Source organism: Streptomyces longisporus (assembly GCF_039532765.1).
Lineage (GTDB): Bacteria > Actinomycetota > Actinomycetes > Streptomycetales > Streptomycetaceae > Streptomyces > Streptomyces longisporus.
Map to the genome: position 1 here is coordinate 889,272 of NZ_BAAASG010000007.1, position 13,849 is coordinate 903,120.

Annotated in this window: 10 protein-coding genes; 7 read left to right on the forward strand and 3 right to left on the reverse strand. The window is 71.2% G+C overall.

Going from position 1 to position 13,849, the window contains the following annotated elements; all coding sequences use genetic code 11:
- Positions 1–19: 19 nt before the first annotated feature.
- The gene (locus ABD355_RS15380; RefSeq protein WP_344400840.1) at positions 20–2,473 is read right to left on the reverse strand and encodes an ATP-binding SpoIIE family protein phosphatase; all 2,454 of its coding nucleotides are present in this window, start codon (positions 2,471–2,473) and stop codon (positions 20–22) included.
- Positions 2,474–2,976: 503 nt separating this feature from the next.
- Between ABD355_RS15380 and ABD355_RS15385 the strand changes: the two genes are divergently transcribed.
- From ABD355_RS15385 to ABD355_RS15400, 4 genes are all read left to right on the forward strand, one after another.
- On the forward strand, positions 2,977–3,927 hold the full coding sequence (locus tag ABD355_RS15385) for a helix-turn-helix domain-containing protein (protein WP_344400841.1): 951 nt from the start codon (positions 2,977–2,979) through the stop codon (positions 3,925–3,927).
- A 159-nt stretch (positions 3,928–4,086) separates the two neighbouring features.
- Positions 4,087–5,877, forward strand: a complete 1,791-nt coding sequence (locus tag ABD355_RS15390; protein ID WP_344400842.1) for an FAD-dependent oxidoreductase — start codon at positions 4,087–4,089, stop codon at positions 5,875–5,877.
- Positions 5,878–5,879: 2 nt separating this feature from the next.
- A complete protein-coding gene (locus ABD355_RS15395; RefSeq protein WP_344400843.1) occupies positions 5,880–6,935 on the forward strand; it encodes a maleylacetate reductase in 1,056 nt (351 codons plus the stop codon).
- Positions 6,932–7,828 carry an intradiol ring-cleavage dioxygenase gene (locus ABD355_RS15400; RefSeq protein ID WP_344400844.1) on the forward strand — a complete coding sequence of 299 codons (897 nt, stop codon included), beginning with the start codon at positions 6,932–6,934 and terminating at the stop codon, positions 7,826–7,828. The genes ABD355_RS15395 and ABD355_RS15400 overlap by 4 nt, the downstream gene beginning before the upstream one ends.
- Positions 7,829–7,886: 58 nt before the next feature.
- Here ABD355_RS15400 and ABD355_RS15405 read toward each other — a convergent pair whose 3' ends face one another.
- Positions 7,887–9,779, reverse strand: a complete 1,893-nt coding sequence (locus tag ABD355_RS15405) for a propionyl-CoA synthetase (RefSeq protein WP_344400845.1) — start codon at positions 9,777–9,779, stop codon at positions 7,887–7,889.
- A gap of 233 nt (positions 9,780–10,012) precedes the next feature.
- Between ABD355_RS15405 and ABD355_RS15410 the strand changes: the two genes are divergently transcribed.
- From ABD355_RS15410 to ABD355_RS15420, 3 genes are all read left to right on the forward strand, one after another.
- Entirely contained in the window at positions 10,013–11,245 is a 1,233-nt protein-coding gene (locus ABD355_RS15410; RefSeq protein ID WP_344400846.1) for a cupin domain-containing protein, read from the forward strand.
- A 44-nt stretch (positions 11,246–11,289) separates the two neighbouring features.
- Entirely contained in the window at positions 11,290–11,463 is a 174-nt protein-coding gene (locus ABD355_RS15415; RefSeq protein ID WP_344400847.1) for a hypothetical protein, read from the forward strand.
- 79 nt (positions 11,464–11,542) lie between these two features.
- Complete coding sequence (locus ABD355_RS15420) at positions 11,543–13,333, forward strand: ABC transporter ATP-binding protein (protein ID WP_344400848.1); 1,791 nt, start codon at positions 11,543–11,545, stop codon at positions 13,331–13,333.
- A 122-nt stretch (positions 13,334–13,455) separates the two neighbouring features.
- On the opposite strand, the gene ABD355_RS15425 is transcribed toward ABD355_RS15420, so the two are convergent.
- Positions 13,456–13,722, reverse strand: coding sequence for a GlsB/YeaQ/YmgE family stress response membrane protein (locus ABD355_RS15425; protein WP_115910834.1), 267 nt, complete (start codon positions 13,720–13,722; stop codon positions 13,456–13,458).
- Positions 13,723–13,849: the final 127 nt, after the last annotated feature.

Consider the following 13,849-nt stretch of genomic DNA (forward strand, 5'->3'; position numbering starts at 1 on the left):
GGCGGTGTGGGCTCGGGTCTCAGTGCGGTTCGGGCTCGGGGAGGGACTGCGCGCACCAGATGGTCTTGCCGTTGGTCGTGTGCCGGGTGCCCCAGCCCTGGGTGAGCTGGGCGACCAGCAACAGGCCCCGGCCGCCCTCGTCGAAGGCGCGGGCCCGGCGCAGGTGCGGAGCGGTGTTGCTGGCGTCGGAGACCTCGCAGATCAGGGAGGTATCGCGGATCAACCGCAGCCTGATCGGCGGCTCGCCGTATCGGATGGCGTTGGTGACCAGCTCGCTGACGACCAGTTCGGTGACGAAGGCGGCCTCCTCCAGGCCCCAGGCGTCCACCTGGTCGACGGCGAACTTCCTGGCGCGCGGCACCTGGGCGGTGTCGGGCTCGACCTCCCAGTCGGCGACGTGACGGGGATCCAGCGCGCGAGTGCGGGCGAGGAGCAGGGCGGCGTCGTCCGTACGGCGTTCGGGGAGCATGGCGTCGATCACCGTGTCGCACAGGGCCTCCAGTGAGGTGGTCGAACGGTTCAGGACCGTATGCAGTGCGGCGATCCCTTCGTCGATGTCGCGCTCGCGGCTTTCCAGCAGTCCGTCGGTGTAGAGGGTCAGCAGGCTGCCCTCGGGCAGCTCCAGCTCGGCGGCCTCGAAAGGCAGCCCCCCGATGCCGAGCGGTGGCCCCGGATGGGCGGGTACCGGACTCCTGGTGCCGTCCGGGGAGATGATCAGCGGCAGGGGATGGCCGGCGCTGGCCAGCGTGAGGCGGCGGGAGACAGGGTCGTAGACCGTGTACAGGCAGGTGGCCCCCGACTCGCCCGTCGGCTGGAAGTCGCCGGTGGCCTGGAGGTCGCTGGCGAGGTGCAGGACCAGGTCGTCCAGGTGGGTCAGCAGCTCGTCCGGCGGCAGGTCGACGTCGGCGAGGGTACGGACCGCCGTGCGCAGCCGGCCCATGCTGGCCGAGGCGTGCAGTCCGTGACCGACGACATCGCCGACGACCAGGGCGACCCGGGCGCCGGACAGCGGAATGACGTCGAACCAGTCACCGCCCACTTCCGCGCCTGTCCCGGCGGGCAGGTAGCGGGATGCCACCTCGACCGCCTCCTGGCTGGGCAGGCCCTGCGGCAGGAGGCTGCGCTGCAGGGTCAGAGCCGTCGTGCGCTCACGCGAGTACCGGCGGGCGTTGTCGATGGCGACGGCTGCCTTCGCGGTCAGCTCTTCGGCGAGGATCAGGTCATCGGCGGTGAAGGCCTCGGGCCGGTCGAGACGGGAGAAGGCGACGACGCCGAGCAGCGCGCCGCGGGCCCGGAGCGGCACGGTGATCCGGCCGGTCAGCCCGTCCGCGGCCAGGGACTCGTCGATCACCGGGTTGTCCGGCGGCCAGTGGGCCGGGTCGGCGGCGAGACCGGGCCCGAAGGCCCATTCGCCGCCCTCGCCCGGCTCGGCGGCGAGCTGGACCGTGGACCTGCCCGTGGCCATGCAGCGGGCGGCGACAGAACCGGGAGGATGGCCGACCGACGTCGTGGGCCCGGGGGCGCGGCCGGTGTCCTCGTTCGCGCTGTGCTGTGCGGCACGGCTGAGCGCGATCGTCTCGCCGGGGCCGAACGCGGACACGGAGGGCGGCTCCTCCCCGCGCAGCACCTCGTCGAAGAGATCCACGGTGACGAGGTCGGCGAATCCCGGCACGGGAGTGTCGGCCAGTTCCTGGGCGGTGCCGATCACGTCGAGTGTCCGGCCGATGCCGCCACTGGCCTTGTTGAGGAGGAGCAGGCGTTGCCGGGCCCAGTACTCGGCGCTCATGTCGAATCCCCAGTTGGCGATCGCGCGGACCCTGCCCTCGGCATCCCGGACGGGCCAGATGCTGGTGGCCCAGGCGTTGGCGTAGTTGCTGCCGCGCGGCTGGAAGACGGTGATGAGACGCATGGGCTCGCCCGTCCTCGCCACCTGGGCGAGCGCGTCGGTGTAGGGCTTGTCGTCCCGTTCGGGAAACAGCGTGCGGTCGAATTCGGGGAGCACTTCGCGGTACGCCTTGCCGAGCACCTGCTCCTCTGTGTGGGCGATCACCCGGGCCGAGGAGGCGTTGATCCACAGGAACCGCAGATGGGGGTCGTAGACGCCCAGAGCGAAGGGGCTCTGCTCGAAGGCCCGGTCGGCGATCACCGGGCGGCGTCCCCAGCGCTGGATGGTCAGCGCGTGACCCAGCACCCGGCTGTCGGGGCCGAACAACGGGTGAGCCGCCACCACGGCGTCCAGCGTGGAGCCGTCCCGGTGGCGCAGGGGGATGAAGCCCGTGGGGTCGGGACCGGCGCCGTAGCCCTCGGGGAAGCCGGGTGGCGGCGGATCGGCCAGCAGATCGGTCACGGGGCGGCCGACGGTTTCCTGCGCCGTCCAGCCCAGCAGCAGCCGGGCCCCCTCGCTCCAGCCGCTCAGCAAACCGTCGGGGCCCACCACGGCAACGGCAGTGGGGGCGTCCTGCTTGCCGGCCATCTCCACGCGCCATGCCTCCGTCCGGACATCCGTGCCCGTCAGGGCTGGTTTCCAGCGGCTGCTTCCAGCCTAGATCGTCCCCCGCTCCACGGCGCACCGGCTGGTGCGTTCGGGCCCACAGGTCCCGGGTGAACGGGCCCGGGGACGAGTCCGGCCCGCCCGACCGCCCGCCACCACGCAGTCTCAAACGGCTGTGGCCCGGTCCTGCACGCCTGGCATGCCTCGCCCCGTCTCCGCGGGTGCGGGTCCCGCGGTCGTCGCCGGCGCCGCGGCGGTCTACTTCTGCCGTTCATGAGCGGAAAGCCGGACCCCGGCCCTTGGAACTGGCCGGATCTGCCTCCTTGTTGTCACGGGCGCCGCACAGGGTTGCCGCGAGCCGGGAACATTTTTCGGATCACTTCGTGGTGCGGATCCGGGTGCTCACGTCGTGGCCCTACGCCCGCCTCATCGCCTTTTCGGCCTCACGGGTTGGGAACCCCGGATCGCGGTCCTACTCTCTGACCATGCACCCGGCACCCGCAGCAACGCCCCGCCCCGCGCAGGCGTTCTCGACGGCGCGTCTTGCGCCTGCGGAGCGGCTGCGGGCCTGGGAGGAGCACAACGCCGATGCCCTGATCGCCTTGATGTGCCGCACACCGGGCGGTGCGGACTTCCGGGCGCGTGAGGACAACCTCGACCTGGGGCGGGTGCATCTGGCGCGGGTGCGCACCACCGCGCACATGGTCGAGCGTCCTGCCGACCTCATCGAACGACGGCCCACGGGTTCCGTCGCGATCTACGTCTCCCTGCGCGGGGAGGCCCTGTTCCAGCAGGCCGGCCGGCGGCAGGTCGTCCGCCCCGGTGACCTCCTGGTCTGCGACGCGGACGGCAGCTTCGTCCGCGGGTTCGGCCAGGGCCTGGACGAACTGGCGGTGCGTGTGGACCGCGGTGCGCTGCCGGACGGTGTGCAGGTCAGGGAACCGCTCATCGTCCGGCGTGACGAGAGCAACCCGTACGGGCGGGCGCTGGCCCGTCTCGTCGGACGCGCCGTCGGTGGCGAGGGCGCGACCCGGCCCGACGAGCAGGCCATCGTCGACCTCGCGTCCGTGCTCGCGAGCGACGGGGCCACGCGCCCGCCCGTCGTCCACCGCGCGCTCGCCTGCGCCCGCGTCGAGGACCGACTGCACGATCCGCGCCTGTCGGCCCCCGAGGTCGCCGGCGCGGTCGGCATCAGCGTCCGTCAGCTGACCCGCGTCTTCGCCGACGGGGGCACGACGTTCCCGCGCTATGTGCTCGGCCGGCGCCTCGAAGCCGCCTACGGCCTGCTGACGGGTCCGGGCGCCGCCGAGGTGCGCACGGCGACCGTCGCGGCCAGGTGCGGATTCAGCTCGGTCGCCCACTTCTCGCAGACCTTCCACGCCCGGTTCGGCATCACCGCGGGCGAGTTGCGCCGCACGGCCGCGCAGCGGGACTGAAGGGACGCAGCCGAACCAGGGGCGGCGCCACGGCGACGAAGCGCCCCGAAACACCGCGTCATACGGATTTCGGCCGTCCTCCACCCCGTCCCGGCCGATGCGGTCGCGGCCGGGGGCACGCTGCCTTCAACGCAGCGCGAGAAGAAGGCGAGAGGCCCCATGCCCGAGTTCCACGACGGTCAGCGAGAGACCGGACTCCCGACATCGGCGCACGTCGAGACCGATGTCCTGATCGTCGGCTCCGGCCCGGCCGGCGCCTCGGCGGCGCTGTTCCTGTCGACCCTGGGGATCGACAACATCGTGATCACCAAATACCGGTGGACCGCGAACACACCCCGGGCGCACATCACCAACCAGCGGGCGATGGAGATCTTCCGCGACATGGGGATCGAGGACCAGGTGCTGGCCGACGCCACCGGCCATGACCTCGTCGGTGACACCGTCTTCTGCACCTCCATCGCGGGCGAGGAGATCGGCCGTATCCACACCTGGGGCACCCGGCCCGACCGGGAGGCCGACTACCGGCTGGCGTCGCCCTGCCTCACCGTCGACATCCCGCAGACCTATCTCGAACCGATCCTCGTCAAGAACGCCACCGTCCGCGGCACCCAGACCCGTTTCTCCACCGAGTACCTCGCGCACAAGCAGGACGACACGGGCGTCACCGTCCGGGTCCGTGACCGGCTCACCGGCCAGGAGTACGACATCCGGGCGAGGTACCTCATCGGCGCCGACGGCGCCCGCTCCCGGGTCGCCGAGGACATCGGCCTGCCCTATGAGGGCGCGATGGACATCGCCGGTTCGATGAACATCACCTTCAAGGCCGACATCGCGTCCTACGTCGGCCACCGGCCCTCGGTCCTGTACTGGGTGATCCAGCCGGGCGCCAACGTCGGCGGTATCGGCGCCGGTCTGGTCCGGATGGTCCGCCCGTGGAACGAGTGGCTCATCGTGTGGGGCTACGACATCGACTCCGAGCCCCCCGTGGTCGACGAGACCGAGGCGATCCGCATCGTGCGGCAGCTGCTGGGGATCCCGGACCTCGAGGTCGAGATCACCGGCACCAGCCTCTGGGGCAACAACGAGATGTACGCCACCCACCTGCACAAGGGCCGTGTCTTCTGCGCGGGGGACGCCGTCCACCGTCACCCGCCGAGCAACGGCCTCGGTTCCAACACCAGCGTCCAGGACTCCTACAACCTGGCCTGGAAGCTCGCGGCAGTGCTGCGCGGACAGGCCGACCCGTCCCTGCTGGAGACGTACTCGGCGGAGCGGGCGCCCGTCGCGAAGCGGATCGTCACCCGGGCCAACAAGTCCAGCCGCGAGTTCGTCGACATCTTCCAGGCCCTCGGCGTCCTCGACGCCAAGGACGAGGACGAGATGCGGGCCCTGATCGAGGAGCGGAAGGCCAACACCCCCGAGGGCGCGGCCAAGCGGGCCGCTCTGGTGGCGGCGATGGAGACCAAGAACTACGAGTTCAACGCGCACGGCGTCGAACTCGGCCAGTTCTACGAGTCCGCCGCAGTCGTCTCCGACGGCACCCGCCCCGCCCCGAGCAGGGACGAGGACCTCTACCACGTCATGTCCACCAGCCCCGGCGCGCACCTCCCGCACGCCTGGGTCGGCGACCACGTCACCAGACTCGCCCTGATGGACCTGGCGCCGTACACCCGCTGGACCCTGATCACCGGCATCGCCGGCGAGGACTGGACCGGTGCCGCCGAGAAGGTCGCGCAGGACTTCGGCATCCCGCTCAAAACCGTGGTGATCGGCCCCGGCCGCGAAGTGACGGACCTCTACTACGACTGGGCCAAGCTGCGCGAGGTCGAGGAGTCCGGCGCGATCCTGGTGCGCCCCGACAAACACGTCGCCTGGCGCTCGATGAACCTCGCCGACGACCCCGAGGCGGCCCTGCGCGACGCCCTCGTCCAGCTCCTCGGAAAGGCGTGACCGTGCGGTTCATCCACGAGACCCTGCCGCAGCGGGTCGTCTTCGCCCCCGGCGCGGCGCCGGCCGCGGTGGCCGCCGAGGTGGCCGCGCTGAAGGCGACGCAGGTGATGCTCGTCGCCGCACCGGCGGTGGCGGCCCTCGCCGACCGCCTCGCCGCGGACCTGCCGGTGGCGGTGCGCCACCACGAGGTCGTCATGCATGTCCCGGTCGACGTCGCCGAGCGCGCCCGGAAGGCCGCGACGAAGGGTGCCGTGGACGCGCTGGTGTGCGTCGGCGGCGGCTCGACGACCGGCCTGGCCAAGGCGGTGGCGCTGACGACCGGCCTGCCGATCGTGGCCGTCCCCACCACATACGCCGGTTCGGAGGCGACGAACGTCTGGGGCCTGACCGAGGGCGAGGTGAAGACGACCGGGGTCGACCCGCGGGTCCTGCCCCGCTCGATCGTCTACGACGCCTCGCTGCTGACGGGCCTGCCGGTGGAGATGTCCGTGGCCAGTGGACTCAACGCCCTGGCCCACTGCGTCGACTCCATGTGGGGACCGCGGGCCGACCCGATCGACCGGGCCCTGGCGTTCGAGGGAATCCGCGCTCTGTCCGAGGGTCTGGCCGCCGTGACCGCCGACCCCACCGGACCGGAAGGACGCGAACAGACCCTGTACGGCGCCTACTTGGCCGCCGTCGCCTTCGCCTCGGCCGGCTCGGGCCTGCACCACAGGATCTGCCATGTGCTGGGCGGCATGTTCGACCTCCCGCACGCCCAGACCCACGCGGTGGTGCTGCCGCACGTGCTCGCCTTCAACGCCCCGGCGGTACCGGAGACCGAACGGCGCATCGCCGAGGCCTTCGGCAGCCCGACGGCGGTGGCGGGACTCACCGCACTGCGCGGGACGCTCCACGCCCCGCGCGCGCTGCGCGACTACGGCATGCCCAAGGACGGCATCGCCCGGGCGGTCGCCCCCGTCCTGGCCGCCGTCCCCGCCGGCAACCCGACCGCCGTCACCGAGGAGAACCTGACCGCGCTGCTGCGCGCCGCCTGGGAAGGAAGTGACCCCGTATGACGCTCCACGATGTGCCTTCCGAGCAGGCGGCCCGGGAGGAAGACCTGATCGCGCGCGTCCAACGCTCCTTCGACGCCTGCCAGGACCCCCGCCTGAAGGAGCTGATGCAGGCGGTCGTCAAGCACCTGCACGCCTTCCTGCGCGACGTCCGCCTCACCGAGGAGGAGTGGAACAAGGGCATCGAGTTCCTCACCGCCGTGGGCCATCTGACCGACGACAAGCGTCAGGAGTTCATCCTGCTCTCCGACACGCTCGGGGCGTCGATGCAGACGATCGCCATCAACAACGAGGCCTACGGCGACGCCACCGAGGCAACCGTCTTCGGCCCCTTCTTCGTCGAGGGCTCCCCGAGGATCGAGCCGGGCGGGGACCTGTCCTTCGGCGCCGCCGGCGAGCCCTGCTGGGTCGAGGGGACCGTCTGCGACGCCGACGGCACCCCGATCGCAGGGGCCAAGGTCGAGGTGTGGGAGGCGGACGAGGACGGGTTCTACGACGTCCAGTACGACGACGACCGGGTGGCCGCCCGCGCGCATCTGTTCACGGAGGCCGACGGGAGCTACCGCTTCTGGGGCGTCACACCGACGCCGTACCCGATCCCGCACGACGGCCCCGTGGGCGGGATGCTCGCGGCGACCGGCCGCTCGCCGATGCGGGCCTCGCACCTGCACTTCATGGTCGAGGCGCCCGGGTGCCGCACCCTGGTCACGCACATCTTCGTCCGGGGCGACGAGCTGCTCGACTCCGACACGGTCTTCGGCGTCAAGGAGTCCCTGGTCAAGGACTTCGACCGGCGTCCGGCGGGCACGCCGACACCCGACGGGCGGGCCGTCGAGGGCACCTGGACACAGGTCCGCTTCGACATCGTCCTCGCCCCTGCCGACGGGCGAGGATGACCCGAGTCCGCGGCAGGGTCCTGCCTGCCGCGGACGCCACGGAGGTTGAGCGGGTCGCTCACACGTCATGACCGGGGCCGCGGCGCAGCACAGGGCGCAGGTCCTCGATGACGTTCGGGTCGTCCACCGTGGAGGGGATGGGCTCGTCCAGGCCGTCGGCGATGCCGCGCATCGTCTTGCGCAGGATCTTTCCGGAGCGGGTCTTGGGCAGGGCCGGTACGACGGCGACGTCCTTGAGGGAGGCGACGGCGCCGATGTGTTCGCGCACGAGCCGGACGAGTTCGGCCTCGACCTCGGCCGGTTCGCGGACGGCGCCCGCCTTCAGGACGACCAGGCCGCGCGGGATCTGTCCCTTGAGGGCGTCGGCGACACCGATGACGGCGCATTCGGCGACGTCGGGATGGGTGGCCAGGACCTCTTCCATGCTGCCGGTGGACAGCCGGTGCCCGGCGACGTTGATGACGTCGTCGGTGCGCCCCATGACGAACACATAGCCGTCGGCGTCGATGTGTCCGCTGTCGCCGGTGAGGTAGTAGCCGTCGAAGGCGGAGAGATAGGAGCCGATGAAGCGCTCGTCGTCGTTCCAGAGGGTGGGCAACGCCCCGGGCGGCAGGGGGAGTTTGACGACGATCGCGCCGTCGACGCCGGGCGGCACGGGCTGCCCGGAGGGGTCCAGGACGCGGACGTCCCAGCCCGGCAGCGGACGGGTGGGGGAGCCGGGTCTGACCGGGGCGGCCTCGATACCGACCGGGTTGGCGACGATGGGCCAGCCGGTCTCCGTCTGCCACCAGTGGTCGATCACCGGGACGTCGAGGAGGGCGCTCGCCCAGTGGTAGGTCTCGGGGTCGAGGCGCTCGCCGGCGAGGAAGAGGTAACGCAGGCGGGAGAGGTCGTACTCCGCGGCGAGGGCGCCCTTGGGGTCCTCCTTCCGGATCGCCCGGAAGGCGGTCGGCGCGGTGAACATGGTCTTGACGCCGTACTCGGCGGCGACCCGCCAGAACTGGCCCGCGTCCGGAGTGCCGACCGGCTTGCCCTCGTACAGCACGGTCGTGGCGCCGGCCAGCAGCGGGCCGTAGACGATGTACGAGTGCCCGACCACCCAGCCCACGTCGGAGCCGGTGAACATGGTCTCGCCCCGGCCGATGTCGTACACGGCGCCCATCGACCAGTGCAGGGCCACCGCGTAGCCGCCGCAGTCGCGGACGACCCCCTTGGGCTTTCCCGTCGTCCCGGACGTGTAGAGGATGTAGAGCGGATCCGTCGCGGCCACCGGCACACAGTCGACAGGCGTCGCGGTGGCGACCAGTTCGGCCCAGTCGAGGTCGTGCGTCCCCAACTCGGCCCGCTCCTGCGCCCGTTGCACGATCACCCGCTTCTCGGGCTTGTGCCCGGCGAGCTCGATCGCGCGGTCCAGCAGCGGCTTGTACGGGATGACCCGCTTGCCCTCGATACCGCAGGAGGCGGAGACGACCACCTTCGGGGCCGCGTCGTCGATTCGGACGGCGAGTTCGGGCGGCGCGAACCCGCCGAAGACGACCGAGTGGATCGCACCGATGCGGGCACAGGCCAGCATCGCGATGGCCGCCTCCGGGATCATCGGCATATAGATGACCACCCGGTCGCCGTACCCCACGCCGAGCTGCTTCAGGCCTCCGGCGAAGGTGGCCACCTCGTCCCTCAGCTGCGCGTAGGTGTAGGTGCGCCGCGTGCCGGTCACGGGGGAGTCGTGGACGAGCGCGGGCTGGTCACCCAGGCCGGCCTCGACGTGCCGGTCGAGCGCGTTGAAACAGACATTGAGCCGCCCGTCGGGAAACCACCGGTAGAAGGGTGCACCGGAGGAGTCCAGGGCGCGTTGCGGAGCGACATCCCAGTCGATGCCCTCCGCGGCCCTCAGCCAGAAGCCCTCCGGGTCTTCGGTACTGGAACGGAAGACATCCTCGTACGTTCCCATTGCGCACTCCTCGGTGGCATCGGGGGCAGGTGGGTAACGGCGTGCAGAACGCTGTCGGCGCAGGTTTTTTCTATCGTCAGCACGTCGGGCGCGGCCAGCAGAACCCGCCTTGCCTCCAGATTCGGTTCGGCCCACGCGCCGGGTGCGCACGGACCCTGAGAACTCTCAGGTACTGCCCGGCGAACGCCGCACCTACGGTCCTGGTACTGCCGAGAAGCGAGGGGGATGGGCTGATGGCACTGCACGGTGACGATGTGGACAGGGCCTCCGCCGTACGGGACGGGTTCACGCTTGGGCGACTGATCGATCCGGTGGACGAGGAGACCTTCCGGCAGGAGTACTGGGCCCGGCAGCCGCTTCTCGTCAGCCGGGGTGCGCCGGGCTACTTCGCGGAGTTGCTGACTCTGGCCGACATGGACCGGGTCCTGTCGCTCTCCAATGTCCGCGACGGCGACTTCCGGGTCGTACGGGACGGCAAGGAGACCCCCGTCAACCAGCTCAACTCCCGCCGGGGCGAGGGCGGCGCGCACGGCCTGGAGGTCCTCTACCAGCATTACCGGGAGGGCTCCACCGTGGTCGTCAACGCGCTCGAGCGGCGTTTCGCGCCGCTGCAGCGGCTGGCCCACGCACTGGGCACCGAGATCACCGCGCGCATCCAGGCCAACATCTATGTGACGCCCGCGGGCAACCGCGGCTTCAAGCCGCACTACGACACGCACGACGTCTTCATCTGTCAGGTGCACGGCAGCAAGCGGTGGCAGCTCTTCGGGGCCCCGCTCGATCTGCCGCTGCGCAGTCAGCCGCACAACAAGTCGCTGCCCGAGCCGACGGAGCCGCTCCAGGAGTTCGACCTGTGCGACGGCGACGTGCTCTACCTGCCCCGGGGCACCCTGCACGCGGGCACCTCGAACGACCGGACCTCCGTCCACATGACGCTGGGCGTGCACCCGATCCTGTGGCACGACGTGTTCGAGGAGGCGATGCGCGGCGCGGCCCACGCCGATGTCCGCTTCCGCCGCGGTCTGCCGCTCGGCTTCGGCTGGGACGAGGAGGCACAGCGCACGGCGCAGGAGACCGCGGCCCAACTGGTCGCGGCCCTGGCCGAGCGGCTGCGGCCGCAGGAGCTGGTGGAGGCGTCTTTGGCGCGTTCGCGGGTACTGAGCCCACCGGACCTGCTCGGTCATCTGGCCGACCTGGAGCACCAGGCCGAGGTGGAGGCCGACACCAAGGTGCGACGGCGGGCCGGGCTGCCGTTCCGGCTGGGCGTCGACGGCGAGCTGGTCAACCTGGACTTCCACGGCAAGACCGTGCAGCTGCCCGCGCACGTGGAGCCCGAAGTGCGCTACGTGGCGCAGAGCGGCGGAGCGGGGTTCACCGCGGCCGACATCCGCGGTGAGTTGGACGGACCGGGGCGCCTCTTGCTGGTGCGGACCCTGGTCCGCGAGGGATTCCTCACCCTCGCCTAGGACAGTGACGCGCTGTCATGGCCTTGTGAGAGGAGGTGAAAACCATGGCTACATCGCTCGATCCCGAAGACATCCGGGTGCTGCACGCGGGCACGGTCGTCCGGCCGTTCAACGACGGAGGGGGAGGGACCCCCGGTAACAGCGACCACCCCGACGGAAACTTCGACGGGGACATAGGGGACGACGACGACTGGGACCCGTGGGACGGCAAGAAGTGACCTGGCCGTACGGGTGAGGGCCGGGGCCGCGCGACCCGCGCGGCCCCGGCTCGGCCGCACGGCAGACAGGAGGGGGACCATGCAGGATCGGACACCGCTGGGAGAGCCGGCGCCGCGCGTCTCGGCACGACGCGTCGCCGGGCTCTTCCGCCCGTACACCGGGCGGCTCACCGTGGTCCTGCTGATCGTCACCGGGTCCTCGGTGCTCGCGCTGGCACCACCGCTGATGCTCCGCGAGCTGCTGGACGTGGCCCTGCCGCAGGGGCGGACGGGGCTCCTGACGGCACTGGCGGGCGGGATGCTCGTCCTCGCCGCCCTCGGTTCCGCGGCAGGCGTCGTCCAGTCCTATCTGACGCTGACCGTCGGCCAGCGCTTGATGAACGACCTGCGCGGGGCCGTCTACACCCACCTGCAGCGCATGTCCCTGGCCTTCTACACCCGCACCCGCACCGGTGAGATCCAGTCCCGGATCGCCAACGACGTGGGGGGCATGAGCCAGACCGTGACCACCGTGGCCGTCAGCACCGTCGGCTCGGTCACCACGCTGGTCTCGGCGCTCGTGGCGATGGTCGTCCTGGACTGGCGACTGAGCTGCGCATCGCTGGCGATGCTGCCCGTCTTCGTCTGGATCAGCCGATCGGTCGGTGCGGAACGGCGGGCGATCACCCGCCGCCGCCAGGGACAGCTCGCCGCGCTCTCCTCGTTGGTCCAGGAGTCGCTCTCGGTCGACGGCTTCCTGCTCGGCCGGGTGCTGGGCCGCCGGGCAGCACTCACCGAGGAGTTCTCGCTCGAGTCGGAGCGCCTCACCGATCTGACCATCCGCTCCAGCATGGCAGGGCGGTGGCGGCAGTCGGTGATCCAACTGATCATGTTCACCATGCCGATCACCATCTACTGGCTGGCCGGTCTGACCGCGTCACACGGGGTGCCCGCGCTCTCCGTCGGCACACTGGTGGCCTTCACCTCCCTGCAGCAGTCGCTGTTCGCGCCCTCGGTACAGCTGCTCCAGACCGGAGTTGCCGTGCAGAGCTCCCTCTCCCTCTTCGAGCGCGTCTTCGAATACCTGGACCTGCCGGTGGACATCCCGGAACCCGAGCGGCCGGTGCCGCTGCCTCGCCCGCTCGGTCACGTCCGCCTGGAAGGCGTGAGCTTCGCCTACGGGGAGCGCACGGTGCTGCGCGACATCGATCTGGACCTCCCGCCCGGCACCCACCTGGGGGTCGTGGGCGCAACCGGCGCCGGGAAGACCACTCTCGGCTACCTTGTGCCGCGCCTGTACGACCCCCTCGCCGGCCGGGTCAGCATCGACGGCGTCGACGTCCGCGAGCTGAGCCTGGCCACGCTCACCGCCACCGTCGGCGTGGTCACCCAGCACACCTTCCTCTACCACGCGAGCATCGCGGACAACCTGCGCGCCGCCCGCCCCGATGCCACCGACGCGGACCTGGCCGCTGCGGCGCGCGCGGCGCAGCTCCATGACCTGGTGGAGAGCCTGCCGGAGGGCTACGACACCGTCGTGGGCGAGCAGGGGTACCGGTTCTCCGGCGGCGAGAAGCAGCGGCTGGCCATCGCCCGCGTGCTGCTGCGCGACCCCCGAGTGCTGGTACTCGACGAGGCCACCAGCGCGCTGGACACCCGCACCGAGCGGGCGGTCCAGGAGGCGCTGGACCGCTTGGCCGCCGGACGCACGACCATCACCATCGCGCACCGCCTCTCGACCGTGCGCCACGCCGACCAGATCGTCGTCCTCGACCAGGGCCGCATCGTCGAACGCGGCACCCACGCCGAACTCCTCGCCCTCGGCGGACGTTACGCCGCACTGGCCCGGTCCGCACACGACGAAGACGCCGCATCGGACACCTTGGTGTAGGACACAACGAGCTTCCCGGACCTGATGGTCCATCGCATCCCCTGTGCAGGGATGTCCGCCGGCGGACGTTGCGGGATCTGCTGCCGGCCATCTGTGACCGGGACGGCGGGCCGGTACGCGGGTCAGTCGCGTGAGTTGCCGAACAGGATCCGGTAGGCGATGAGCAGGACCAGGGAGCCGCCGATGGCCGCGCCCCAGGTGTAGAGGTCGAAGAAGTTCTTCTCCACCGGGCGGTCGAGGAAGCGCGCGGAGAGCCAGCCGCCGACGAAGGCACCGGCGACGCCGATGAGGGTGGTGCCGATCAGACCGCCCGGGTCGCGGCCGGGCAGCAGGATCTTCGCGATCGCTCCGGCGAGCAGGCCGAGGATGATCCAGCTGATGATGCCCACGGTGTTGTCCTCCAGTCGGGTCGGGCCGGGCGTGGTCCGCCGGGTCCCGATGCTGCGTGTTGCTCGTTTGCGCAAGCCTAGGAACAGTCGCGGCGCGTTGACGAGAGCCGGCTGGCCACTGCAGGCG

Excerpts from the sequence above, each read along its gene's own strand:
- ABD355_RS15405 (WP_344400845.1), bottom strand. The coding sequence starts at position 9,779 with ATGGGAACGTACGAGGATGTCTTCCGTTCCAGTACCGAAGACCCGGAG.
- ABD355_RS15385 (WP_344400841.1), top strand. The coding sequence starts at position 2,977 with ATGCACCCGGCACCCGCAGCAACGCCCCGCCCCGCGCAGGCGTTCTCG.
- ABD355_RS15390 (WP_344400842.1), top strand. The coding sequence starts at position 4,087 with ATGCCCGAGTTCCACGACGGTCAGCGAGAGACCGGACTCCCGACATCG.
- ABD355_RS15380 (WP_344400840.1), bottom strand. The coding sequence starts at position 2,473 with ATGGCCGGCAAGCAGGACGCCCCCACTGCCGTTGCCGTGGTGGGCCCC.
- ABD355_RS15410 (WP_344400846.1), top strand. The coding sequence starts at position 10,013 with ATGGCACTGCACGGTGACGATGTGGACAGGGCCTCCGCCGTACGGGAC.
- ABD355_RS15415 (WP_344400847.1), top strand. The coding sequence starts at position 11,290 with ATGGCTACATCGCTCGATCCCGAAGACATCCGGGTGCTGCACGCGGGC.
- ABD355_RS15400 (WP_344400844.1), top strand. The coding sequence starts at position 6,932 with ATGACGCTCCACGATGTGCCTTCCGAGCAGGCGGCCCGGGAGGAAGAC.
- ABD355_RS15420 (WP_344400848.1), top strand. The coding sequence starts at position 11,543 with ATGCAGGATCGGACACCGCTGGGAGAGCCGGCGCCGCGCGTCTCGGCA.